Origin of the sequence: Microbulbifer echini (assembly GCF_041447225.1) — a bacterium.
Taxonomy (GTDB): domain Bacteria; phylum Pseudomonadota; class Gammaproteobacteria; order Pseudomonadales; family Cellvibrionaceae; genus Microbulbifer; species Microbulbifer echini.
In genome coordinates this window covers 119439-142594 of sequence record NZ_JBGMEL010000012.1, presented here as the reverse complement: position 1 = coordinate 142594, position 23156 = coordinate 119439, and the positions used below count along the sequence as shown (strand labels likewise).

The following is a 23156-nucleotide window of genomic DNA, read 5'->3' as shown; positions in this document are numbered from 1 at the left end:
GTGCCAAGAAGGTACGCTTCTTTATGAATCACTCTAAAATCCTCTACACTAAATATAATAACATATCAAAAATTTGACGACTGAAATTCCTGATTTTTTCACGTTAATCATTTTTCATCTCAAAATATCGATAAGTTAATTACTGCGACATACTACTCAATTACCAGCGGCTAAATTGTTAGCGATATATGCATACCTCTCCTTTTCCAGGTAAATTATTATGCTAGATGGGGCAATGCTGGTCTGGTTTATATTCGCGGCTATTAGTGTGATCTTTGTTACTTGGGACTCTTTCACCAATACACCGACCAGTTGGGTACAGCGCTTGGCATGGATTTTGGTGGTTGTATATACGGGTGTTGTTGGGCTATTACTTTATCTAATTACCTGTAGACGCCCCTTTCCCGGTGGTCACGATACCTTTACCCGTGCCACCTGGAAGCAGAGTGTTAACAGCGAGATGCATTGCCTTGCAGGTGATGCGACCGGCATTGTAATTGCAGCTTCCATCGTACCCCTCTTGGGGCTTACCAATGGGTGGGATGCCATTATTGAGTATATTTCAGGATTTATCTGCGGACTCTTTATTTTCCAGGCATTGATGATGCTTAACATGTACCAAGGCAACTATCTGAAAGCCGTACGCAAAACTTTTTTTGCGGAAACCGTTTCAATGAATATGGTGATGGCTGGGATGATTCCGACCATGGTGATACTGGCTTCACTTTGGCCTGAGTCGGAAGATCCTACAAGAGCTACATTTTGGTTCCGCATGAGCCTTGCCGCTATCGTTGGTGGCATTATTGCCTACCCCATTAACTATTGGCTGGTAAAGAACCACCTTAAACATGGCTGTATGACCTTACCAGGGCGGGATAGGCCAGCGCCCTGTTTGGGGTTCTGCTCACCAGAGAAGCCTTCAGGAGGTACGAACTTGTTGACGGATTCTTTAGCAGGGCATTCACAGGCTAAAAGCCACAATGAACACCAAATGGAAATGAGCTCTTTACCTTTGGCGACCTCTAGCGCCTGGGTAGTCGGCACCATTCTGTTTCTTCTATTTACACTATTTTTAACCAATCATATTTTTCCTATAAGATTTTAGCTATCAACTGATCACATAGCGCACTTGGTGGAGTAAAGCTGAGGGGCATTAGCCACTTGTTGATTAAATTATGGTAGAGTCCTTCGGGTGAGACAGGAATCTGTGGGACCATCGGTAATAGAAAATTTACACCTAATAACAGTGAGCCTTGCCTCAGTTCCCTTTCATTTATAAGTAGCAGACAATTTGTGCCTCTTATATATAAGATATAACGCAGCTTTCGAGCTAGTGAATAGCTACTAACTTAACTCTTAGAACAACCCCCCGGAAGATAATGGGCCCAAAGGCTTATCACCGCTGGTTAAAGGATTACAGTCGCCAGATGAATAGTCGTTTACTTAACCTAGATGCTCTACGTGGCCTTGCAGCAATTCTTGTTGTATGGCAACACAGTAGTGAAGTATTTATACACAACGCCAGTGTTGCCCAACATGGCACCGAGCTAGCAAGCTTTATCAGTCAGGTGGATTTCGGCAGAATTGGGGTAATCTGTTTCTTCTTAATATCCGGTTTTGTTATCCCTTTTAGCCTTTCCGGCACACGAAGCTCCCTAAAAAAATTTGCCATTCGCCGCTTCTTTCGGCTTTATCCAGCCTATTGGTCATCACTATTTATAGCGGTAGGATTGACTTGGCTAATCAGTGATTGGATGTATCCCATGGCGACCATTGCCGCAAATGCAACCATGCTGCAGGGCCTAATGGGTGTTGATAATGTTCAGGGACTTTACTGGACACTAACCGTAGAATTAATTTTCTACTGCCTTTGCGCACTCATTTTTGCCAAGCGGCAACTCGCCAACCCCATGGTCCTGCTACTCTTTTGCTGGGGTGGGTTATCCTTCTTTATTGGCTGGCAATTGCTTGAGAAGCTACCAATTACTTTGCCAGAGCTGGCCCCAAGCATCACTTACATTCCTTTCTGTATCGCTGTTATGTTTTGCGGAACACTCATCAGGCATTGCTATGTTAGGAAAGCAAACTATTGGTATGCCATTCTCGCTGTGGCTGCCACCTTCTCTATTCCATTGATGGTGCTATTTCTCTTTTTCTTAGGTAAACCAGTAACTGAAGACCCTCTGCGTTTTGCATTACCTCACCTCATTGCTTTGGCTGTTTTCTTTATAGTCTTACTGTTGCCCTTTAAACCATGGCGCAGCCTGGTATCTTTAGGGACCATTAGCTATTCAGTTTACCTTTTCCACCCAGCAGTGATGCGTGGGCTGAACTGGATAATACAGCAGGCCTGGGCTCAGCCGGTTTCGGCCTATCCTGTAGAGATCTATATTCTGGCTACAACGCTTGTCAGTATTGCTCTAAGCATCCTGATATATAAATTCATCGAGAAACCGGCTATCACACTGGGGCGACGTTTAAGTAGCGGAGCTGAGCGCAGAGAAATGGCTATAGCCTAGGAGAGATACAAACGCTGAGATACAGAAACTAGGGAGTGTTGATCAGGCCTGGAAATTCCCTGTTATCCAGGCCTGTTACTAGGCAGGATGCCTTACTGCGCCCACAGCAGGCTAATAGCAATCGACCACATCATAATGCCCACCAAAACATCCAGGACACGCCAGGTCTTTGGATTCTTAAACAATGGTTGCATCATGCTGCCGCCAACGGATAACAGGGCAAACCAGAGTACCGAGGCGCTGCAGGCCCCAAGCACGAAGAACAGGGTGCTTTCACCCGCGTATTGTGCGCCGACCGAGCCGATCAGGACTACGGTATCCACATAGGCATGGGGGTTTAACAGGGTCAGGGCCACTGCGGTAATCAGGGCCGAACGCCTGGACTTCACCCACTCCTTACTGTCCTCCAGTCCCTTATTCGTGAAAGCGGAACGGAATGCCATAGCACCGTAACCAAACAGGAAAGCCACTCCGAGCCAAGTCAGCCAGAGCATCCAATTGCCGCCAGCCTGGGCCAGGTGCGCCACCAGGTAAACACCACTGCTGATTAGGACAACATCCATCAAGATACACAGCGCGGCGATGCTGTAGTGGTACTGGCGGCGTATACTCTGTGTCAGCAGGTACGCATTCTGTGCGCCAATAGCCATAATCAAGCTGATTGTGGTGATAAAGCCCTTGGTGAAAGGAGCTAGTAGCAAACCCGAAATCACGTTGCCTCCTGTGGTCTTTGGGGTCTGCCCGCGGTGAGCGGGTCGAGAAAGTGGCAGGAGATTAAGAGGCAAGCTAAAATAAGTAAATTTAATTATTTTGATACCCCATAAGATTTACTTATGCTTGATTTGAAACAGCTCCAGGCCTTTGCTTTCGTAGTGGAGGAGCAAAGTTTTGATAAAGCCGCCGCATTACTCCACGTCAGTCAATCGGCGGTATCCCAGCGAATTAAGGCCCTAGAGGGACAAGTGGGTCAGGCTCTGCTGATTCGCTCCACGCCTCTACGACCTACAGACGCCGGGCTCAAGGTGCTGGGCTACTTTCAGCAGATGCACCTCTTACAGCACGAGCTACTGGCCGATATTGACCCAGAAGGCAGCAAGACCCGCTACAGCAATCAAAACAAGGTGCGTATCGCCCTTAACTCAGACAGCCTGGATACCTGGTTTCTAAAAGCAGTAACACCGATCATCCGCTCTCACCATCTGCTGGTAGACCTGAAAGTAGACGACCAGGATGCGACCTTGGAGCTGCTGAAGAACGGTGAAGTCATAGGCTGCATCAGTTCGGTCACCAGCAACCTGCAGGGCTGCCAGTCACTCTTACTGGGGCACATGGCCTACTATCCGGTATGTACGCCGGCCTTTAAGGAGCACTACTTCTCCAACCCCGTCAATGTGGACGAATTCCGCTACGCACCTGCTGTTGAATTCAATTACAAAGACCAACTGCAAAGTCGCTACCTGAAACAGTATTGGGGGATTGAGGCCGGACAATATCCGTCCCATGAGATTCCCTCATCGAAAGGATTTCTTAATTTCTTGACGCTGGGATTGGGCTGGGGAATGGCACCAGATATACAAGTGGAGGATTTATTAAGACAAGAGAAACTGATCAAGCTGACTCCAGATCAGCACCTGAAAATCCCCTTGTACTGGCATGTTTGGAATTTGAAATCCAAATTAATTAAAGAAATTACTCATACTTTAGCTGAATATGCCCATAAAGCATTGCACCAGTAAGCAGCACTGGTGCAAATAAATGCTTGACCTTAGTAACGCCTCATCTCACTACCTGTTTCAAAACACCGAAGTAGTTACTGGCCAACTCAACATCATCGTAGTAACCACGATTCTTTAACAACTTATGCAAAGCCCTGAGGTTATAAGTGGGTACTGCCATAAAGGCATGATGTTCACAGTGGTAACTCAAGCCTTCGGTGGGGCTGACAAACAGGAGTCCCAAAATACCCCTGGGAATCGAACGCGTGTTGTATTTTGGTTCCAAGTGGTAAAGATCTTTGACTCCAGCATGTTCGGCGATCTGACGCATCCGAATAATAGCCATATACACGGTTAGATATGCCACAATCCACAATAAATATAGCTGTGGGATACCAAAAGCCCACAATATGGCAAACATAACACTATTAACGAATAAACCTCGTGTTAACTGAAAATTCACTCGCTTTTTTCGGCTGAGTAAGTCTCGTCCACTCAGAAATAAATATAAATTCGCTTTTAAACCAGTTAACCCCAAAAAATCTCTGGAAAACTTCCTAACCAAACTCATCTTGCTGACGGGATAATCCTTATAGTTTTGCAGGTCTGGATCTTGATCTGTGCCTGCTTTGCGGTGATGCATCATGTGACTTTTTATATAGGTTTCTCCATCCATTAACAAAAACGGTGAAGACAACCACTTACAAACGAAATTGTTATAGGCTCGAGTTGCGAAAAGTGTTTTATGCCCGGTTTCGTGCATAATGGCTGCCAGAGCCTGCTGCCGCCCAGCAAGCAAAAATACAGCAAGAACATAAGTTGCCCAGTGTGGCAATAGCGCTGCCATGGTAAAAATTCCTATTATACCGAGCCAATTACTAACCACTATCCACCAGGCCTTGGCATCACTGCGCTGTAGGAACGGCTTAACCTCTTCTTTACTAAGGGGGATATTCATTGCAAGTCACCATTTTGTGATTATGTGTCAACGCCTAACTTCTGCAACTGTTCCAACCAAATATTGCGACCTGTATGGTCATACTTGCGTACAATATTTTTAAGTTCCTGATATTTATTTTGTGGCCTGATTATTTTTGGTAGTAAAGGATCGGTCGCTAAACGATGGATAGCCTCGCCACCCAAGCGGCATGTTTCAGATAACGAGACTTTAACAGGCTTTGATGCCAGGTTTGTAAGACTGCTCTCAAGAGTATGTATCAAGGCATCATACTCTCTATCTAAACGTGCAATATCCCACAAATGGAGCCCCCATTGATTAACCAGGGTGTCCGATACATCCTGCAAGACAAAGCAGTGCGCATTGGCTTCAAGACCTAGTTTAATCAGCATGTCCGTTAATTTCGTATGACTCAGTGTTAGATTATTGGGTCTTACCAACAGGTGATCTAAACCTGCAGCAAATCCATACCACTCAAGTACTGTTAATGATTTCTTGCGAACTGCACGTGCTGTTCTTTTAGGTAAGTGGCAGGCTAGCCACCTGAAATCCCAGTTATTGTATTGAAACGTGTTGTTTTTCCAGCGGTTTATAAAAGCACGTTTGGACAGTGCTTTTTCCGTCAAACTGTAGATGCCACGCCGATTTTGAGTGATCAGGCCATTACCCACCAACCTATTTAGTGTCACCCGTAGGTTATTAGTGGAAACATCAAATGCATCAGATATGAAACCCAGCTGACTGGTTGCCAGTTCATGTCGTTTATTAACTCCCATCAAATCCAATAGAATATTTTTGGGGGTAGGCTCATAGGTAAACTGATACATAGTGAATATTACGTCATTAGTTTTGAGATACCTTTTGTGTAATATTACAGAGCTAGGCCTAACACACAATACTTTGTAATTTTATTCTTAAAAAAGTCATTTAAATCAACACAAACACTATTAAAAGCTTACTGCAGGTATTCAGCTCGCATTCTCACTTGTTGCCACCTGACAGCATTGCCATTGATAAAATACAGTAAACATATCCATAGGGTGACATATTGTTCCACACCCTACATAGACAAGCATGGTACAAATCACCTCCCACCACTAAGCATCTTTAATTGGAGATCCAATCCACATAAATAAAGGCTGCTTATTTAGACTACCGCTCAAGTAAAATACATCAATTAACAAATCAATATCTTTAAGAATGGCAACATTAAAATTAATTAAGCTCAGATCACTTTATGAATCCTTTTCACAATAATGGGACATCAACCGGACCTTTACCAACAAACAAACGTTTGACATACATCCATTGATTAAAATTAACCTCCCAAAGAACTAGGGCAACATTCATTAAAAACAGATTGGAATTTTCACTGGGTACTCGCCATTAATCCATACTTGATTTAATAGCAGCTAGTACTCACCTTGAGATTTCGACCCCAGGCCTCAAAATAAACCTGGACTGGTTAATGTAAAATAACTCTATGAAGCCATTCAGTTAATATCACATTGACTCAACTGCCAACCTTACAAAAGTCAAGTATAAAAATTAAAAAACGAAAATTAAAAAATAATTTCACTAATTAATTAACTTTCTTAACAGCCCATTAACCACCGATCATATTGCAATAAAATACATGCCACACTTCACAGAATAACGAAAATGCCTCTCTATAATTCGCTCGATTTTATAAAAGTACAACGCATAAATTGAGTCTGATATGAATGATTCCTTCAAGCTAATAACAGTTATCTGTTTATCCGCCCTCCTGGCAGCCTGTTCAGGTGGCGGGGGTGATTCCGTCAATGACAATAAAGGCATTCCTGAGGTTAGTGATGGTGGTGAGATGAGCCAAAACCCCATTCCTGGTCTTGGTCCCGATCCAGATCCCGATCCCGATCCCGATCCCGATCCCGATCCCGATCCCGATCCAAGTGAAGATGGTTCCTTTGAACTCTCTTTGAAACAAAAACGCATCATGTTAGACACTCATAATGAGTACCGTGAGAGATGTGCGAAGGGTGAATCTGGAGAAGGTAACGGCCCAGAATCTGCCGGAAATATGCAGACCCTTTTCTGGGACGATGCTTTGGCCAAAATGGCCAAAGAAAGAGCATCAGCCTGCTATTTCGGTCACTTAAATGAGGCAACCGGTATTAGAGAAGCATTTGAAAAAGTTAAAGGTGAAATATCTTTTGTATTGCCCGCAGGCAATATTGAAATCGGAGAAAATGTTTCAATTAATATTTTTAACCCACCTGCATCGCAGTATGATGCCGAGACCTGGGCTGGCTCAGTAAAATCCTGGTATGATGAAAGCTATGGATATGACTGGGGTAATGAATACTGTCATGCGGAAACATGTGGCCATTGGGCCCAAGTATGCCATGGGGAAACCCGTTATGTCGGCTGTGCTGTAGCGGAATGCGATAGTATTATTGGTTCTAGTAACCCCGCCTATAACGATGGCGCACATGTGGTGGTATGTAATTACTTTCCTTCATTAGATAAGGGCCGACGTATACCTTTCACTAACGGCTGGGGATATGAAACCTGTAGAACATGCCAAAACTACGACCTTCCCTACTGTGTTGATAACATGTGTACTGGAGGGATAGCCAAAAATTGGAATGCCTCAGAAAAAAGAAATAAAGATGTAGATCAGTGTACCGATGGCTTGGGCAGAGATATTGTACCTTGTAGCTTTTATGATAATGAGGGTGTTCCACCCCAGGTAATAGGGTTCAAATATAAACTTTCTGATGGGAAAGTAATATTGTCATGGAATGAAGCCATTAAAAATGGTGGCACACATCACTATAAGATATTCCGCGACGAGGAGTTTGTAGGGAAAACTCGCCACTTGACCTACAGTGACTCTGATATAGGTCAGAAAAAATTATATAGATATAAAATAATTGCAGTGGATCATGCTGATCAAAGAAGTCAGCCAGCATATCTGGATATAGTTGTTGATTAATTTTACAAGGCCCTAATAGGGCGTTTGATTCCTCAAGAAATAAGGACGTTATTAGGGCCTATCTACTTCAATTATCACAGATAGAATAATTAGTGTAGGTAGGCCCAAGTAAGAGTCTCAAGTGTTGCTCTTCGTAATAAAAACTGTAGCTCAATACGTACCTTTATGATCTGGCTCATTAGTTTATCGACCTTTACCCGCGGATAACTATTTTACTCGTCATGGTAAATCATAAATTTAGCCTTTCTATAGTCGGAATCCACTAGAACGGCTCTAAGGAACCTCTTGAGAATACAGCATAATTTCCCTACCCCGCTTTTAATTAGAAAAATCGCGATATGCCAATCTATTTCTTTATCATCCAGCTCTTTGCGTCTTTTCACTCCTGTATAACCGGAATCACCTCAAACTCTTTTCTCATCGCCCTCTGAGAGGTTTTTTGTCACGGTAATAATCATAGGCATTGGCCGCTGTTGTGTCGATATGGTGAATCAATCCAAGCCCGTCATCTGTTCCAATATGTATTTTCATTCAAAAGTGCCACTGACTTCCTTTATTGGTATGGTACATTTCAGGATCTCGCTCTCTCTTCCTATTCTATATGTGACTTGGAGCACAGATAATGATTGCATATACAATGGTGCCTTCACGCAATAACATGTTCTTCTCAGAAAGATATTTATTGATTTCCTCAAAAAGTCCAGAGCCCAGATGATTTCCCTCCAGTAAGTGACGAAAATTAAGAATAGTTGTTTCGTCTAGTTTTAATTTCGTAGAGCGCGTCTTCCATGGCTGGATCACTAAGGTTTTTGAAAGCTGCATGCGGTGAATTCTTAGCATGACTCTAAGTGGATAAGGTTGTCACCCACGCTTACCCGATGGTAATAGGGAGCTATACGAGCTTCGAGCCTAGGCCATGGGAGGTCATCTATTTGAAAGAAATTTTCCCAGTGGATTTTACGGCACTCAAGGCTGTATTCTGCTTCGGCAGGAGTGACTTGATGTATGATCTATCGTAATTTTGACTAATAACTGAATACTGAATACTGAATACTGCTAGATTTGATCCGAACTATTCAGAGGTTCCTTAGAAAAGAAGGCAGCCTCCATGATAACTACCTCAATGTAGTTATCATGGTAGGGGTTTAATACCTACTAACAGCTTAAGATAAGGGAAAGAAAATTCTTAAACTAAAGCACATCATCTAAGTGCTGTAAGAAGGGTACTACTGTTTGATTCCTCACATCCTGACTCATATCTCGACCGATGCTAGTATGATCTAAATTTACCCATCTCTGTGAATACCATCCTAAGTCAGTATCTTGAGCTGTATAGGCAAAAGAGTGAACCCCAGATAACTCAATGACCTCAGCCCCACCAGTCAACTGCCGAAGATATAAATTATCTTTATAAGGAAACTGGGTATGGAGATCAGTATAATAGCTTAAGTATCTAGAATTCATGGGATTACGATGGAATGAAGAAGTTACCCCCAACTCATTTTGGGTCCATTTACAAACACCATCAAAACTGTGAACAACAGTTCGTATATTACGAAAATCCGGATCAGCTCGCATAGCTTTCGCCAATCTCATAACGAGACAACCACCACGAGAAGAACCCGCCAAGTAAATAGTCTCAAGATTGGAGGCATAAGCCTTTGACTTTAGCCAACTGAGGTATGCCTTTTCTATACGAGACTTCTCATTACCACTAATCATCTGATTAAATTGCGTATCAAAAGCAATCGCCAGAAAGGTCTCATCTGTTGGGAAATGCTCTGAATCTAGCAACTGTCGAGCAAGTGAGCGTCCATCTATACTGCGAGAGCAAGATTTCTTTAAAACTCCACAGTCCTTTTTATAGCCAGCCCTCTGGCCTGTCACAGAATTTTCTGCACCATTTCCTGGTGGCTGTTGTCCCGCAGCAACAAATACCAAGTTTTTTACATTATCGCGTTCTGGGCTTTGCACTCTAGCAATCTGAGTATGAAGCTGACGGCTATTACTGACGCCCTCTACCTCCCAAGCTTGATACTCAGATGGAGTGTCTTGCTGGAGACACCAAAATTCCTGGCAATACCGGACCCGCTCCAAATTCACCGAAAAATCCGACTTCGGCTTAAAAGCTTGAGTCTGGTCAGAATTAAAAGCAATCGACAACCAAAATAGGTTTTTTATTATCTGAAATTTCATTATCCACCAATCGTGTAATTTAACAATCTAATGATCCATGTGGGCCCAAACCTCATACAGCCTTACTTACTGCCTTTAGCAGTGAAGTAGACCACAATTGAATTAATTATACTCATCCAATCGTAAGAGCCATCCATGGCTCTTACTTCAACAGTTACTACTTTACGGTTTCTGGATTATTTATATTCACTGCATCAGATTCAGGCACATCAATGTGCCGAAAAACTATTCTGTCTACCTTAAATTTCTGCGAGCGACCTGACATCACCAGTTTATACGTTTCACCTGATTTTAGCTTATAAATGGCGACGCGTTTATTGTTATGACCACCAGGATCTAATTTATTACCAGATTCCCAGATGAATTTATTATGCTCTCCACCAAAGAACTTTGTATCTTTTTTCAATAGTTCCAGAGTAGCATCTTTACCGTGACTATCTCCCGCATTGGGTCCCGCCTCATAGTTTCCTTCAAGTCGAAAGTAAGCGTCATTTGCTAGGTCTGTACGAAACTCACCCTCATACACTAGGTTTTCTTTCGCAGCGTGCAGATGTAAATAGTACAAACCACTTCTTGTTATATTGAACGTGTACTCCAAGGGAGATTTAGGTGGACCGTTTAGTGGCGTATTACCATTAAACTCAAGATAACCGCTCCCTGTATGCCCGCCAATATCATTTTTCTTGGTCCATTCATCTAGATTTGAGTAGGTATTTTCAGCCTCCATAATTACCAGACCGTTTTTTTCCGTGTAGTCACCTTCAGGTTGATCTGGGTTTAACTTATCAAAATTCCACCTCGGGCCAATATGGCCACACCCTTCTTTACCTATATCCACACGACCTGGACAGTAATCCTCATCACCGGCATCATTTGCCGGGCCGTTACCGCACTGAATATCATTGTATTTGGGACGGCCAGCCGATCCTGGGCCCGGGCCAATTAGGTCACAAGCTTCTTTAACCGTTATTGTTCCATGGTCGGTCGAAACCATAATATCGGCAATATTGTGGTCAAAGTTTGACTCACAAAAACATTGATCGCCAATAGAATAGCTATCCATCCAATTAGTTTGAGGTTCGAGTAAAACATCATTAGGGTTAATTGGAAGAACTTTTACAATATCTGGGTGAACATTGCTATTTCTACCTTCCGCTTTGATCACTACTGCCCAGTCCTGATTAGCTTCTGTTGGGGCAGTGCCAATACTATGAGTACCTATTCCGTCAAGTTGATTGCCCGATGTCAACTGGCCACTTCTTGGATTGAACCAGTAAACCTTATAGGTATCCTCATTTGGAATCTCTATATTCGTTGTGCCACCTTCACGCAAGTAAATTAGATAAACATTCCCGCTATCTGAAAGTACCCAATCGTTATTGGTTGAAGTTACCTCATTATCTACATTCAGACTGTGTAGATTAACTTCAATTTGGTTTTGCAAAATATCATTAAAAAATTTAACAAAGTGGCCTGTTTGCTCCCAATGGTTATCAAACTCCCTTAAGTTCTCTACTGCTAAGTCATACGCATGGCCGGAATTAGGGTTTTTTAAATACCACTCAAATCCTGCACCGCCTCCCATAACACTGCCCCACATCCAGTTGATCCTCTGAACTTGGGTAACCTCAGAATGGGGCACAGGCGCTTGCCCGCCAGAAGCTTCAGTGAAAGTAACATACCAAAGATGGTTATTATTCTGGGATTCTGTCAGCCACTTTCTACTCATTTGATAAGGGGCGTTGCGATGGTTTGCATCGCTAGGAATATCATAAATTTGAATACTCGGTCCATCAAAGTGACTATTTCCCAACAATGGCCGATAGTGCTGATCCCATTGGCCGCCATACGTATGGAGTAGAGTGGGATGATCGTAGGGATCTACGTCTTTTAAATATTTAGCGATTGCCTTGTGTTGCTCTTGGCTAAGAGTGGTCTCTTCACCCATATTCCATTGCAGTGCCGGGTGATGCCCAAAGCGGGAAATCATCTCTCGATAATATAGTTTACGTTCAAGCCCTAAATCACCGTTATTCAGAACTTTATTATTCTCTGTTTCCTGCGTCATAAAGTGAATCAGCATGCCTTTACTGGTCATGTGATCCATTGCGACTTCCCACTGGTCTAATTTGCTGACATCAAAAGCCCGATGGTTACCATCATATACCGTCCAAGGATGGGCATCGCAACCATCACCACTCTCGGTGTTTGCCATGATATAAATTGCGTTGACGTTTTTTTCAGCTATATAGTTCACTAAACCAATAAGACTTTTTCCTTTACCGTCTTTCCAGGTGGGATCTCCATTATTCCAATCACCAAGGTGGGGCTCAAAACTGTGTAATATGCCTTTGCAGGAATTTACGTTATAGTGTTTTTCTGTATTATCAAAGCCTGAATAACCAAAAATGTTTTCAGGGCTATCCATTCCACCTTCTATATATACTGACTTATCCCCCAGATGCTGCAAGTAGCGGGTTCCTTTTTTATGTACCAGTAACCCCTTACTCCTCATATCAAGTTCAGGGGCTGAGGATTGCAATACCGGGAAATAACCATTTTCACCATCAAATGAAATAGCATTGCCTGCATTTGTATCTAGATCAACCGCAACCTGGCTCCCTTGTCTCATAGATATATCGAAGAACCATTTACCTGAAGTTGGCGGTGAAAAGTAGGCACGCCACTTAGTTCCTTCAGTTGCACCTGTTTTTGCTGAATTGCCATCAGCGGCGAAATGTCCAGGCACTGTGTAAGACAAGTCACCTTGTGTAAATATCACGTTATATCGATAATCGGTAAATGTAGTATCATCATTTTCTGATGCATACACATCATCACAAGTGATCGTTATACGGTGCCACTTTTCCAGTGTCCCGGAAACAGTACAATGTTCACTATGGCCGATATCATCCGGGTCAACTGGACCCGGAGGATCCGTCGGATCTGGATCTGTCGGATCGGTTCCATCATTCTGCTTTACAGTAAATGTAATTGAGGCACTGGTTCCAGCAGTGCCTGCCCCATCATCCAGGGAATAAGGTGTTGCGGTAAGGGTGTAGGTTCCAACTGCGGGGGTCCAATGATTAAAATCGCCCTGATCATCACCAAATAGAGCATAGGGCGAGACATTTTCAGTCATATTGTGCGTCTGAGCCCCTGCCAACTCAAATATTACACTCTCTGCCTGATCACTATTGGCTCTAATATTTAACTGGCTTCCAACCTGGCTTAGATATATCTCTGCACCATCGGTAAGTGAAAAAATATCCGAGTTGCCCTGTGAATTGACCAGAGTGAAAGACGATATTTCTAATCCATTCCCAGGGTCCGCTATATCAGAACCTGTCGAAGGAGGCGGGCTCTCATTATCAGACTCCCCAGATGACGAATCGCCACCACAACCAGCCAATGTGGCGGTAATCAGAATTGCCAAAGGCAAGCTACTGTTATTCATTTCCAGTATTCTCTAGTTTAAAAACACACAATGGTTTACTAATTACAGAATTTAATAATCATGCAGAAACGGCTACAACTCGCAGCACTGCATAGATACTAAACTGAATAGGAATATACTGGCCGTGAAGTTAATCACATGTATCCTGGACTGATGACACAGTATAAAGATTAACGAAAAAAATTATTTTTTTTCATACTTTCAAAAAGGAAGGAATATTATCTTTTCTGTTGCGATAGCACTTAGATTACAACCAATAATTTTTCAAAATATCTGCCAGATTACCATACACGGGTGTGCAGACCTACTACCCATACAAGCTCTAGAGGCCTAAAACGACTTAGAAACTGATGGGGACATAGTATTAATCAAACGATCCTAAGAGAATAAATGCAGCAGCCTAGGCTCCCTGTATAATGAGCCTGTATCCCCCCAGTTAAACTGGAAACAAAAAATCAATTCTTGCCGGCAACAACATTTATATCTTTACTGACTCATATTAGTACGACCTCACTCCAACAATAAAATCCAATTATCAAAGAAGAATTAAATGAGTCATATTAGATAGCTTGATATCATAAGGACGGTAAAGGCATCTACAGCGACCAGGAATCGGAAAAAAATTGAACGGTATTATACTTCGCTTAAAACAATCTACTCAGAAGTAAACACATCTAATTTGGTATCAATGATGGCTTTATCGTATAACTCAAGACTTGGTTTATTATTATAATTTCTGCGGTAAAACTTCAATAGATAAATTCATTAGACTACTAAAAGTAAGTAGACACTATCCTCCCCCTTACAGCAGCCAGTTGAAACATAAATTTTTGCCTCCCCCCTAAAACAGGGAATAGCTCGACAGCACATTGATGTGTTATCAGCCGCACAAGCAGAAAGACTCTGATCTTATCATAACGTAAATGGTTATCCGGCAAAAATCGGTTCAACTTCACATTTTTGACGCTAACTTCATGCTATAAATAACTTAACTCAAGAAATCGATATACATAATTTTATATTCATCAACCGATGAAATAGATTGTTAATGACGTGAAAAAATAATTTTAATATGGCCATCAATATCCAGGAACTGTATAGCTCTGAGCCAACAGGATTGGCAACTTCCACTTATCGTCATGTATTGTACTGGCAACATCTGGGGTTCCCAAAAGACAGGCTAGAAAAAATATATGGTGAGCATTACCCCAAGCTAAAAAACCTACAACATCGTGTACCGGTTAGACTGACAGGGCAGGCGCTTCAGGAAGTATCCAACTATTTCTGTGATAACACTATAGCATTTCGTACCGGTCTGGATGTTTCAATCTCCAGCATTCAGGCCTTTGCACATGTCTTGATGACTTGTCCTACCGTTCGTCATCTTGTTAGCCTGGGCACCCAATTCCAGCAACTTGGCACACAAGGTTATCAAGGATTATTTAGCAAGGGGACCGTGCGCTCCAGCTTTGATATTTTAATCCCCAGCTTTTCGCCATTCACCACATGCCAAGTCGAATTGAATATTGGAGTTATCTTCAAGCTGATTTCTGATATTATTGTCGATTATGAAAGCTGTCATCCAATGATTCACTTCACTCACCATAATCCCGATTTGATGAGTCGTGCTGCCTCATTGATTAATGTTCCCATTGCTTTCGGACACAACAAAAACTGCATCAGTTTTGAAAACACGATTCTCAACAAAGAATTATGCAGCCCCGGAAAACCCTCTCTCGACCTGAATAAACTGACTGCTAAAAAACAGCTTAAAGAAATGAAGTCTGATGAATCTTTACCTGATCGCTGCAAAGACATCATAAAAAATTATTTACCTGAGGGCGCTACTAGCCTGGACTTCCTAGCAGACATCCTTCAGGTGCATAAGCGCTCCTTGCAGATACGCCTTAATGAACAAAATACATCTTTCAGGCGCATACTAGATGCAGCTCGAAGGGAGAAATTTAATTCACTAGATGTCCAATCTATGGATGCAACGCAAATTGCAAAAGCCTTAGGATTTTCAACAACTATAGCGCTTGAAGACTCCCGCAAACGCTGGAATATTACTTAGCCTGACAAACCAAAAAATTAAACTCAAAGTTAATAGGGAGAAATTATTCCTGAAAGATAATTTATTTGCCAAGGTGCCCCCCCATAAAATCGAGTAGTATGCCCCTGGATGATAGCGAGATATACGACTATGAATTGTTTTATCTTCAGCCCGCCCCATAGATTTTCCGATCAACCTGGAACACATATTCCATGACTATCAACTGGCACCCTTATAGGCTTGGTATTTTATCTAAGAGCTTTAATGGCGTTATAGGCTAAATTTCTGCTATGGAAACATTGAGAATTTGACCTTCTCCAAAATTTAAAAAAATAAAGACGCATCTCTCGAAATGTAACTAGTAATTAGGCTGCCCACAAATCCAATATTCACTCTCAGAAAATCAACCATTAAGCCCCCCCTAAAGACAAACACTTTACAACATTAATGTTTGTGCTGACCTCCTATTAAACAGCGATCAAGGTCTCCCACATTACCTTTTAATTTCTTCAATTGCATTTGACTTTCTAACAGTACGGCACTATTTTCTTGGTAATCAGGCTTGTACTCCAACAAACGCTGGTGGGCAACTCGATAAATATTCTCAGCCTCATCACCCATCAAAAACTCTGTAATTATACTGCCAAATATTAAACGGTAGCTGGCAAATGCCCCATCCAACTGGGCTCTCTGCAACAAGGTGGAAGGCTCTGAAATTATCTTTCTGGATCTATAATTAGCCGGGACATCTATTTTGCAAACTCTTTCTATACCTATTACTGACTCTGCCTTATATTTACAATCAGATCTAAAATCCTGCTGTAGTCTTTCTATATTTTTACCAAAATCCGGATCGGACTGACCATAAATAACCCTGGAGACACCGAGAAAAATCATCATACCCCCACACATCATGCATGGTTCCAGAGTGCTATAAATCGTGGCATTGCCCAGGTAATCAGTATCTTTTCCACGACACTTACTATGGATACACTGCTGCATTAGCCGCACCTCGGCATGCTGAGTTTTATCTCGGCACAAACCTACAGCATTGCGTTGCACACCTACGATTTTTTCCTGAGTATTGTCATAGAGGACTGCCGCAATATTGTAACCGCGCTTTGGCTTGTCTTTTGGATCTACCCAGCCCAGATAAGCAACCGAGTAGGCAAGCAACATGAGTATCTCGTCTTTTTCCTGTTGTATAGGAGAGTTAGGCGGTACTTCAGCCCGAGCCCCCAAGGCAAGCACAGTAAAATATAAAACGAAAATAAAACGCAACATACAACGCCCGAAGCATTTCAGTTGATTAAAGCCACTCCCTGGCTAAAGAAATCACAGTTTTTACCCGTGCCGGTATAACCTTGTGACGACGGGTAATCAGAAATAGTGTTTCACTGATAGAATACTCCATACGATGGAACTTAATCTGCTCAAAATTGTGAAAAGCATTTACGGCATGAGCAGGTAACACTGTAAAACCCAACCCCAAGCTGACAGGTTCTAGGATCAAGCTAATTTGGTTACAAAACCCTTTTAGCCTAAACATATCTACATGTTGAAATTCGGGAAAATTCGCGCCTAGTAGCAACCCCGCCTGATGGGCGCCATCCGGGTGACCGATATAACCCAGCTGCAACAGCGCTCTCCAATCGACCCGCTTGACTGACGCAGGAGTCACCAATAGGAGCTCTTCACTACCCACAGGCTGGCTCGCGATTTCTGTGAGTGTTGAAGGCATAGTCATAAACCCAATATCCGCCTTGTATCTAAGTATGGATTCTTCTACTCCCTGGTTAGGCGCAAAACGATAGTCTACGGCCAGTTTCGGATGTTCTCTCTGCACACGCAGTAATTTGGGGTAGAGCTTAAGGCCGACACTGCCAGGAGAGTGGATTCTCACCAATCCTTCATAAGCGGGGTCTTCGCCAAGGCGTTGCCCCAGTGTCGAGAGGGAATCAACGAGATCCTGGGCCTCGCGATAGAGCTTTTCACCGGCCTCGGTCAGTGTGAATTGCTTCCCCTGACGCTGGATCAATGCCAATCCTAGAAAGTCCTCCAGCCGACGTAAATGCTGACTGATGCCAGACTGTGTCATATGCAAGCGCTCGGCAGCGCGTGTGAAGTGGCCCAGCTCTACCAGAGTACAAAAGCTACGCAGCCATACCGGATTTATCATTACAATAGTTACTTAAAATGATTAACAATCATAATTATATGTAATTGACTCTACAGTGTAACTTTATCCCCACCACAAACACTGGAGATAAGCTTATGAAAGGCATTTACCCGCGGAATTTTTCCCATCTTGGTATTTCGGTTCCGGACTTAGAGGCCGCAGTGAAGTTTTACACCGAAGTGATGGGCTGGTACCTAATCATGTCTCCCACGGAGATTCAGGAAGATCACAGTGCCATCGGTGATATGTGTACGGATGTTTTTGGCGGGGGCTGGGGCAGTTTTCGTATAGCGCATTTATCGACAGGAGACCGCATCGGGGTCGAATTATTTCAATTCCCTCAACAGGAAAATCCCGAGAATAATTTTGAATACTGGAAGACCGGCATATTCCATTTTTGTGTGCAGGACCCCAACCTGGAAGAGCTAGCCGAGCGTATCGTGGCTGCGGGGGGCAAAAAACGCATGTCTAAACCCCGCTATTACTACCCTGGAGAAAAGCCCTACCGAATGATGTATATGGAAGATCCGTTTGGCAACATCCTGGAGCTCTACAGCCATAGTTACGAGCTGGTTTACAGTAGTGGTGCCTACAGTTAACCCCGGCGGTATCTGGCACCGGTAGATCCGGTGCCCATGAAGAGATGTCCCACCCGGTGTGTTATTTCTTCCTATCAAAAACAGGACTTTTCACTAGGAAGTCGCCAATCACCTTTCCGAGTATCTCGTGTTGATCTTCATCCAGGTGCACACCATCCCGTTCACTGACTTTTACCCAGGCGTTTGCATCCAAGAATAAAGTGTTCAAATCACGGGAAACATTGTCCAATTCTTGGGGAAACCCTCTGCAGCGCTGTTCAGCACCGGTAAATTTATTCCCGATCATACCTTTGGGATCAACAATCGCAAGGGGAGCAATAATTAGAATCTGAGGAACTGGCATACCAGGTTCTGTGGGGGCCTCCCGGATTATTGACACTAATTTTGCCACTCCCTGAGCGGACATCCAGGCCCGGTTATCGTGGGTATCCTGGAAATCGTTGGTGCCCAGCATTAAAAGCACACAATCCAGCGGAGAGTGCATTTCAATCACTTGCGCCAGGCCGTCCACCGCCCGCCTGCCTGCCCGGAACGGGTCCTCCCAAACGGTCCTACGTCCATTGAGGCAGTTTTCAATCACCCGCACCTTGCGGCCGTCTCTATTTAGGCAAGATTCCAAAACACCCGGCCAGCGCTGACTAAATGGCAAGCGTTTGCGGGTACCGGGAATGATTCCCCAGGAGACACTATCGGAATAAACCAGAATATTTTCCATCTAGCCGAACCTCAGCCTGTTCTGAAAAGAAGCTTCAAATCTGGCCCCTTGCCACCAGGGCCCAAAATCGGCTTCTAGTATGGCACCGCCAAGTGAGCAATGCCCCGCAAAGTTAAGCGGGATATAGCCAGTGCACTAATACCGCAAACGGCTATGGCTGCAGTCAGCGGCAGGGGTGTGCCATCAAATACCAAGCTGGTCACAACTATAGCCAGTGCGCCGAGTAACATTTGCAGGGCGCCCCCCAAAGCGGCCGCAGTACCGGCAATAGGGCCATGTTCTTCAAGGGATAAAACCATGGACGTGGGAATCACTAACCCCAGAAAAATATTGCAGGTCAGTAACATCGCCACCAGCAAGATAAATTGGTCGAAGCCTGAAAAAACCACCATGCACATTCCCAGGGAACTGACGGCAAAGCCAGCGGTGGCCCACTTAACCACTGCCACAGAGCCATAGCGAACACCAAGGTTTGCGGCAAACTGGCTTGAGGTAAAAAACCCCAGCGCATTTAAGGCAAAGGCAAGGCTAAATTCCGTTGGTGTCAGTCCGTAAAAGTCTGTGTATAAAAAAGAGGCCGTAGCCAGGAAAGAGAAAAAGCTGGCGATACCCAGACCACCAATGCAAGTCAAGCCCACATAAACAGGATCGCGTAGCAATGTGGAAAAAGCACCGAACATGGCATTTAAGCGAAAAGGCACCCGGTGTTCTCGTTGCAGGGTTTCGGGCAGGCTGGTTATCGCCAGTATTAAACTGGCAAGGGTTAGCAGGGCAATAAGTAAAAACACGCTACGCCAGCCAAAAGGAATAATCAAAGCACTCCCTATCAGTGGGGCAAGCATCGGCGATATAGAGATCACCAACATCACAGTTGTCATCAATCGGGTGGCCTGGGTGCCAGTGTAGTAATCACGAATTACCGCCCTTGGGATCGACATCACTGAAGCGGCACCAACCCCCTGTAAAAATCGCAGTACAATCAGCGACTCTATCGTGGGCGCTAAAGCACAGCCAACAGACGCCAGTGTAAAAAGTACCAAACCGAAATAGAGTGGCGGTTTTCGCCCGAACATATCCGATGCAGGGCCATAAAATAGCTGACACACTCCAAAGGCAATAAAATAGGACATCAGGGTGTACTGCGCAGCCTCCACCGGTGCACCTAGCCCCAGGGCAATATCGGGCAGAGCCGGCAAGTACATATCGATGGCAATAGGGCCAACGCAGCTCAGCAGCCCAAGAATGAGGGCCATCTTAAAAAAATCCAACTTCATATCAGGTTCCCAATACCAGGTTCCAAAAACTTAACATAACGCCCAGCGTAAAACGCCCAGAGAATATACTTTCCCCACTAGAGAAAATTCCGAGCCTAAATGTAACAACAGCTTATTTTCTCGCTCACGTAGGAACTCTAGAGAATACCCTTCTCTTGCGAGCTACTGCGAATACACGTCTATACGCCTTAATTCTCCGTCATGCCTCATAGGCCTCCGGCCCAAACTGCCCAATTTCTTAGCCTGGGTACCCATGCCCCTTGCCGGCCCTTACTCAGGGGTACAAAACTCTCCAGCCCCCTCAAAAATGTTTTCCGCCAAGCATCCTGACCACAGACCAACCAACATCCGTGCCGACCCAAAAGTCGGACACTAAGATCCACCATTAGCAACAATTTCAACAGGCTTGGTACAGGAGAGTAGTGCCCACAGGTCGAAAACTGGGCACAAAAACATGAAAACCCTTCGCCCAAGGCAATTATGCTATCAACTCCTGTACTCATTTAGCTCTATTTCTCTATGAGACTGTGAATATGCACCGACGCAATATCTCACCTCTTGAGCAGGCCGATCTCAACAGAAGCTCCTACCGCTTACAAATTGGCGGCAGACTATGACACAGGGGAAAACTCACAGGAGTAAGAGTACACCGGCCAGGTCATTAGCAAAGTTAAAGGTTGAGAGACTGCAACCGCGCCCTCGTCAACGCTTGGCCGCGAGGCTTCCGCTACGCACCCGCTCACCCCTTGAGCGCAGACAACAAAAAACCCCTTTTCTTATTGCCCACACGCCCTGTTGGGTGATCACTCTGTACCCGGAGGGGGGCGATGTGCACGAGTTATTAGGCTCACTCAAATCTCAGCGCTTACGTGCCAATCAGGTCGCTGGTGTCGATGGACGCAATGGTATACCCAGGTTCGAAACCGGCGAGACCCTAGCCAATGCCACCACCCGTTGGCGGCACCTCTGTGAATTAAAAAACTCCGAAATCGGCTGCTACCTGGCCCACCTACGGGCTATTCGCCAAGCGTACCAAGCTGGTCTTCAGCGAGTTTGTATTCTCGAGGACGACGTCCAACTGGAAGAGGACTTCGGCAGGGTATTGGCCGAACTCGAACGCTTGCCCCCAGAGGTGGAGATGGTGCGGTTAATGGGCTTAAAGGTAAGAAAACGCAAAGTCATCCGCGTCCTAAACGACGGTATACACAAACTCGTACGTCCGGAACGGGGTTGGTGTGGTGCCCAGGGTTACCTGGTGAACCGCAGAGGTATGGAAAAAGTGCTTGGGCATGCCAGCCAACTGTTCGAACCTATCGATAAGGTCTTTGATCACTTCTGGCAGTTTGATCTGAAGCTCTATGGGGTGGAACCCCATATATTGTGGGAAACCGCACACACGTCCAGTATCGAAAAATCCAATATCGCTAGGGCTAAAGTTGCCCGCTGGCTCTACTGGCTACACCCCTTTGGCAAGCTGTGGCGCAGTATTGAGCGTCATGTCTACCTGTATCGCTACAAAAAAGAGTTCTACCCGGCGAGCAAGCCCAAGCAGCGCCCAGGGCGTACCGCACGAATGAAGCTCTAATTGTTATCCTGAGTTTGGGCGCGCTTAAATATCCCAAAATCGCTGCATCTTCAGGAACATAAAAGAGGCGGTCCAGGTGATCATCACCAGTCCGGTCAAGGCCTCGAGTCCAGCGGTAAAGCGCAGATGTCCCAGGGGTTCAATATCGCCAAAACCCAGTGATGTGTAGGTCGTGAAAGAGAAATAGGCGCAGTCGAGCAGGCTGCCGCTAAAATTCCCTTCCAGGGTGCCGAAATAAGGCGAGTTGACCATAAAGTAATAACCATAGGCAAAAAGCCAGATCTCGGCGATATGCGCCAAGAGTGCGCCAAACACACCCACCACAATGGCCAGGTTATGCCGCACATGCAGCCAGCGCCCAAGGTGTACCAGGGCGTTGAGCACCTCGTGATGGATGAGCACAACGGTGGCAACGAGGATGCAGTTCACCGCAAATGCAAAAGACATTTCAGCGTCGATCATGGAAAAACTCGCGAACCAGCCTACCGGCCTCCTCTGCCATTACACCCGACTCCACCGAAATTTTATGATTGAAGAAGCCGGCCTCGCTCAATTTCAGCTGACTCTCAACCACACCTGCACGAGGCTCATTGGCGCCAAAGACCAAACGCCCAACCCGCGCATGCATAAGAGCGCCAAAACACATAGTGCAGGGCTCAATAGTGACGTAAAGCGTAGTGTTTGGCAGACGATAGTTTTGCTCAGCGTCAGCGGCACGGCGCAGTGCGACAATTTCCGCATGGGCACTGGGATCGCAATTGCCAATAGGCCGGTTGCTGCCCTCACCGATGACCTGGCCTTCGCGCACCAGTACCGCCCCGACCGGCACCTCTCCCCTTTCTGCAGCAAGCTGTGCTAACTCCAGCGCTCTGCGCATAAATGCATAGTCTTTCGGTGTTGCCATAAATCTTTCTTATACCTCTACG

The 23156-nt window shown here is 44.7% G+C and carries 18 protein-coding genes; 7 read left to right on the top strand and 11 right to left on the bottom strand.

Annotated elements, in window-relative coordinates:
* Positions 1–220 precede the first annotated feature (220 nt).
* Positions 221–1105 carry a DUF4396 domain-containing protein gene (locus ACCI51_RS13325; RefSeq protein WP_371843993.1) on the top strand — a complete coding sequence of 295 codons (885 nt, stop codon included), beginning with the start codon at positions 221–223 and terminating at the stop codon, positions 1103–1105.
* A gap of 322 nt (positions 1106–1427) precedes the next feature.
* Entirely contained in the window at positions 1428–2519 is a 1092-nt protein-coding gene (locus tag ACCI51_RS13320; RefSeq protein ID WP_371843991.1) for an acyltransferase family protein, read from the top strand.
* 92 nt (positions 2520–2611) lie between these two features.
* Here the strand turns inward: ACCI51_RS13320 and ACCI51_RS13315 are convergent, their stop codons facing one another.
* Positions 2612–3232, bottom strand: a complete 621-nt coding sequence (locus tag ACCI51_RS13315; RefSeq protein ID WP_299588846.1) for a LysE/ArgO family amino acid transporter — start codon at positions 3230–3232, stop codon at positions 2612–2614.
* Positions 3233–3352: 120 nt separating this feature from the next.
* On the opposite strand from ACCI51_RS13315, the gene ACCI51_RS13310 reads away from it, so the two are divergent.
* The gene (locus tag ACCI51_RS13310) at positions 3353–4255 is read left to right on the top strand and encodes a LysR family transcriptional regulator ArgP (protein WP_299588849.1); all 903 of its coding nucleotides are present in this window, start codon (positions 3353–3355) and stop codon (positions 4253–4255) included.
* 40 nt (positions 4256–4295) lie between these two features.
* Here ACCI51_RS13310 and ACCI51_RS13305 read toward each other — a convergent pair whose 3' ends face one another.
* Complete coding sequence (locus tag ACCI51_RS13305) at positions 4296–5192, bottom strand: fatty acid desaturase family protein (protein WP_371843989.1); 897 nt, start codon at positions 5190–5192, stop codon at positions 4296–4298.
* A gap of 20 nt (positions 5193–5212) precedes the next feature.
* Positions 5213–6019 (bottom strand): hypothetical protein, encoded by an 807-nt coding sequence (locus tag ACCI51_RS13300; RefSeq protein ID WP_371843987.1) that lies wholly within the window; start codon positions 6017–6019, stop codon positions 5213–5215.
* Between the two features lie 893 nt (positions 6020–6912).
* Between ACCI51_RS13300 and ACCI51_RS13295 the strand changes: the two genes are divergently transcribed.
* Entirely contained in the window at positions 6913–8172 is a 1260-nt protein-coding gene (locus ACCI51_RS13295) for a CAP domain-containing protein (RefSeq protein WP_371843986.1), read from the top strand.
* Between the two features lie 1191 nt (positions 8173–9363).
* On the opposite strand, the gene ACCI51_RS13290 is transcribed toward ACCI51_RS13295, so the two are convergent.
* Positions 9364–10368: an alpha/beta hydrolase family protein gene (locus ACCI51_RS13290; RefSeq protein ID WP_371843984.1), complete on the bottom strand. Its 1005-nt coding sequence runs from the start codon at positions 10366–10368 to the stop codon at positions 9364–9366.
* Between the two features lie 157 nt (positions 10369–10525).
* Positions 10526–13825: a DUF5060 domain-containing protein gene (locus ACCI51_RS13285; RefSeq protein ID WP_371843983.1), complete on the bottom strand. Its 3300-nt coding sequence runs from the start codon at positions 13823–13825 to the stop codon at positions 10526–10528.
* A 1072-nt stretch (positions 13826–14897) separates the two neighbouring features.
* Here ACCI51_RS13285 and ACCI51_RS13280 point away from each other — a divergent pair.
* Positions 14898–15899 carry an AraC family transcriptional regulator ligand-binding domain-containing protein gene (locus ACCI51_RS13280; RefSeq protein ID WP_371843981.1) on the top strand — a complete coding sequence of 334 codons (1002 nt, stop codon included), beginning with the start codon at positions 14898–14900 and terminating at the stop codon, positions 15897–15899.
* Between the two features lie 423 nt (positions 15900–16322).
* On the opposite strand, the gene ACCI51_RS13275 is transcribed toward ACCI51_RS13280, so the two are convergent.
* Complete coding sequence (locus tag ACCI51_RS13275; RefSeq protein ID WP_371843979.1) at positions 16323–17162, bottom strand: nucleoside deaminase; 840 nt, start codon at positions 17160–17162, stop codon at positions 16323–16325.
* Positions 17163–17187: 25 nt separating this feature from the next.
* Positions 17188–18057: a LysR family transcriptional regulator gene (locus ACCI51_RS13270; RefSeq protein WP_371843977.1), complete on the bottom strand. Its 870-nt coding sequence runs from the start codon at positions 18055–18057 to the stop codon at positions 17188–17190.
* Positions 18058–18152: 95 nt separating this feature from the next.
* Here ACCI51_RS13270 and ACCI51_RS13265 point away from each other — a divergent pair, with 95 nt between their 5' ends.
* A complete protein-coding gene (locus ACCI51_RS13265; RefSeq protein WP_299581971.1) occupies positions 18153–18656 on the top strand; it encodes a lactoylglutathione lyase family protein in 504 nt (167 codons plus the stop codon).
* Positions 18657–18717: 61 nt separating this feature from the next.
* Here ACCI51_RS13265 and ACCI51_RS13260 read toward each other — a convergent pair whose 3' ends face one another.
* Positions 18718–19371, bottom strand: coding sequence for an SGNH/GDSL hydrolase family protein (locus ACCI51_RS13260; protein WP_371843975.1), 654 nt, complete (start codon positions 19369–19371; stop codon positions 18718–18720).
* A 74-nt stretch (positions 19372–19445) separates the two neighbouring features.
* Positions 19446–20645 (bottom strand): multidrug effflux MFS transporter, encoded by a 1200-nt coding sequence (locus ACCI51_RS13255; protein ID WP_371843974.1) that lies wholly within the window; start codon positions 20643–20645, stop codon positions 19446–19448.
* Between the two features lie 829 nt (positions 20646–21474).
* On the opposite strand from ACCI51_RS13255, the gene ACCI51_RS13250 reads away from it, so the two are divergent.
* Complete coding sequence (locus tag ACCI51_RS13250) at positions 21475–22230, top strand: glycosyltransferase family 25 protein (protein WP_299581962.1); 756 nt, start codon at positions 21475–21477, stop codon at positions 22228–22230.
* Between the two features lie 24 nt (positions 22231–22254).
* Here the strand turns inward: ACCI51_RS13250 and ACCI51_RS13245 are convergent, their stop codons facing one another.
* Both ACCI51_RS13245 and tadA read right to left on the bottom strand, forming a co-directional pair.
* A complete protein-coding gene (locus tag ACCI51_RS13245; protein WP_299581959.1) occupies positions 22255–22692 on the bottom strand; it encodes a potassium channel family protein in 438 nt (145 codons plus the stop codon).
* Positions 22679–23134: a tRNA adenosine(34) deaminase TadA gene (gene tadA, locus ACCI51_RS13240; RefSeq protein WP_299581956.1), complete on the bottom strand. Its 456-nt coding sequence runs from the start codon at positions 23132–23134 to the stop codon at positions 22679–22681. Before tadA ends, ACCI51_RS13245 begins: the two co-directional genes overlap by 14 nt.
* Between the last annotated feature and the right edge of the window lie 22 nt (positions 23135–23156).

Excerpts from the sequence above, each read along its gene's own strand:
- ACCI51_RS13300 (WP_371843987.1), bottom strand. The coding sequence starts at position 6,019 with ATGTATCAGTTTACCTATGAGCCTACCCCCAAAAATATTCTATTGGAT.
- ACCI51_RS13320 (WP_371843991.1), top strand. The coding sequence starts at position 1,428 with ATGAATAGTCGTTTACTTAACCTAGATGCTCTACGTGGCCTTGCAGCA.
- ACCI51_RS13245 (WP_299581959.1), bottom strand. The coding sequence starts at position 22,692 with ATGATCGACGCTGAAATGTCTTTTGCATTTGCGGTGAACTGCATCCTC.
- ACCI51_RS13280 (WP_371843981.1), top strand. The coding sequence starts at position 14,898 with ATGGCCATCAATATCCAGGAACTGTATAGCTCTGAGCCAACAGGATTG.
- ACCI51_RS13265 (WP_299581971.1), top strand. The coding sequence starts at position 18,153 with ATGAAAGGCATTTACCCGCGGAATTTTTCCCATCTTGGTATTTCGGTT.
- ACCI51_RS13310 (WP_299588849.1), top strand. The coding sequence starts at position 3,353 with ATGCTTGATTTGAAACAGCTCCAGGCCTTTGCTTTCGTAGTGGAGGAG.
- ACCI51_RS13295 (WP_371843986.1), top strand. The coding sequence starts at position 6,913 with ATGAATGATTCCTTCAAGCTAATAACAGTTATCTGTTTATCCGCCCTC.
- ACCI51_RS13270 (WP_371843977.1), bottom strand. The coding sequence starts at position 18,057 with ATGATAAATCCGGTATGGCTGCGTAGCTTTTGTACTCTGGTAGAGCTG.
- ACCI51_RS13290 (WP_371843984.1), bottom strand. The coding sequence starts at position 10,368 with ATGAAATTTCAGATAATAAAAAACCTATTTTGGTTGTCGATTGCTTTT.
- ACCI51_RS13285 (WP_371843983.1), bottom strand. The coding sequence starts at position 13,825 with ATGAATAACAGTAGCTTGCCTTTGGCAATTCTGATTACCGCCACATTG.
- ACCI51_RS13305 (WP_371843989.1), bottom strand. The coding sequence starts at position 5,192 with ATGAATATCCCCCTTAGTAAAGAAGAGGTTAAGCCGTTCCTACAGCGC.
- tadA (WP_299581956.1), bottom strand. The coding sequence starts at position 23,134 with ATGGCAACACCGAAAGACTATGCATTTATGCGCAGAGCGCTGGAGTTA.
- ACCI51_RS13255 (WP_371843974.1), bottom strand. The coding sequence starts at position 20,645 with ATGAAGTTGGATTTTTTTAAGATGGCCCTCATTCTTGGGCTGCTGAGC.
- ACCI51_RS13260 (WP_371843975.1), bottom strand. The coding sequence starts at position 19,371 with ATGGAAAATATTCTGGTTTATTCCGATAGTGTCTCCTGGGGAATCATT.
- ACCI51_RS13325 (WP_371843993.1), top strand. The coding sequence starts at position 221 with ATGCTAGATGGGGCAATGCTGGTCTGGTTTATATTCGCGGCTATTAGT.
- ACCI51_RS13275 (WP_371843979.1), bottom strand. The coding sequence starts at position 17,162 with ATGTTGCGTTTTATTTTCGTTTTATATTTTACTGTGCTTGCCTTGGGG.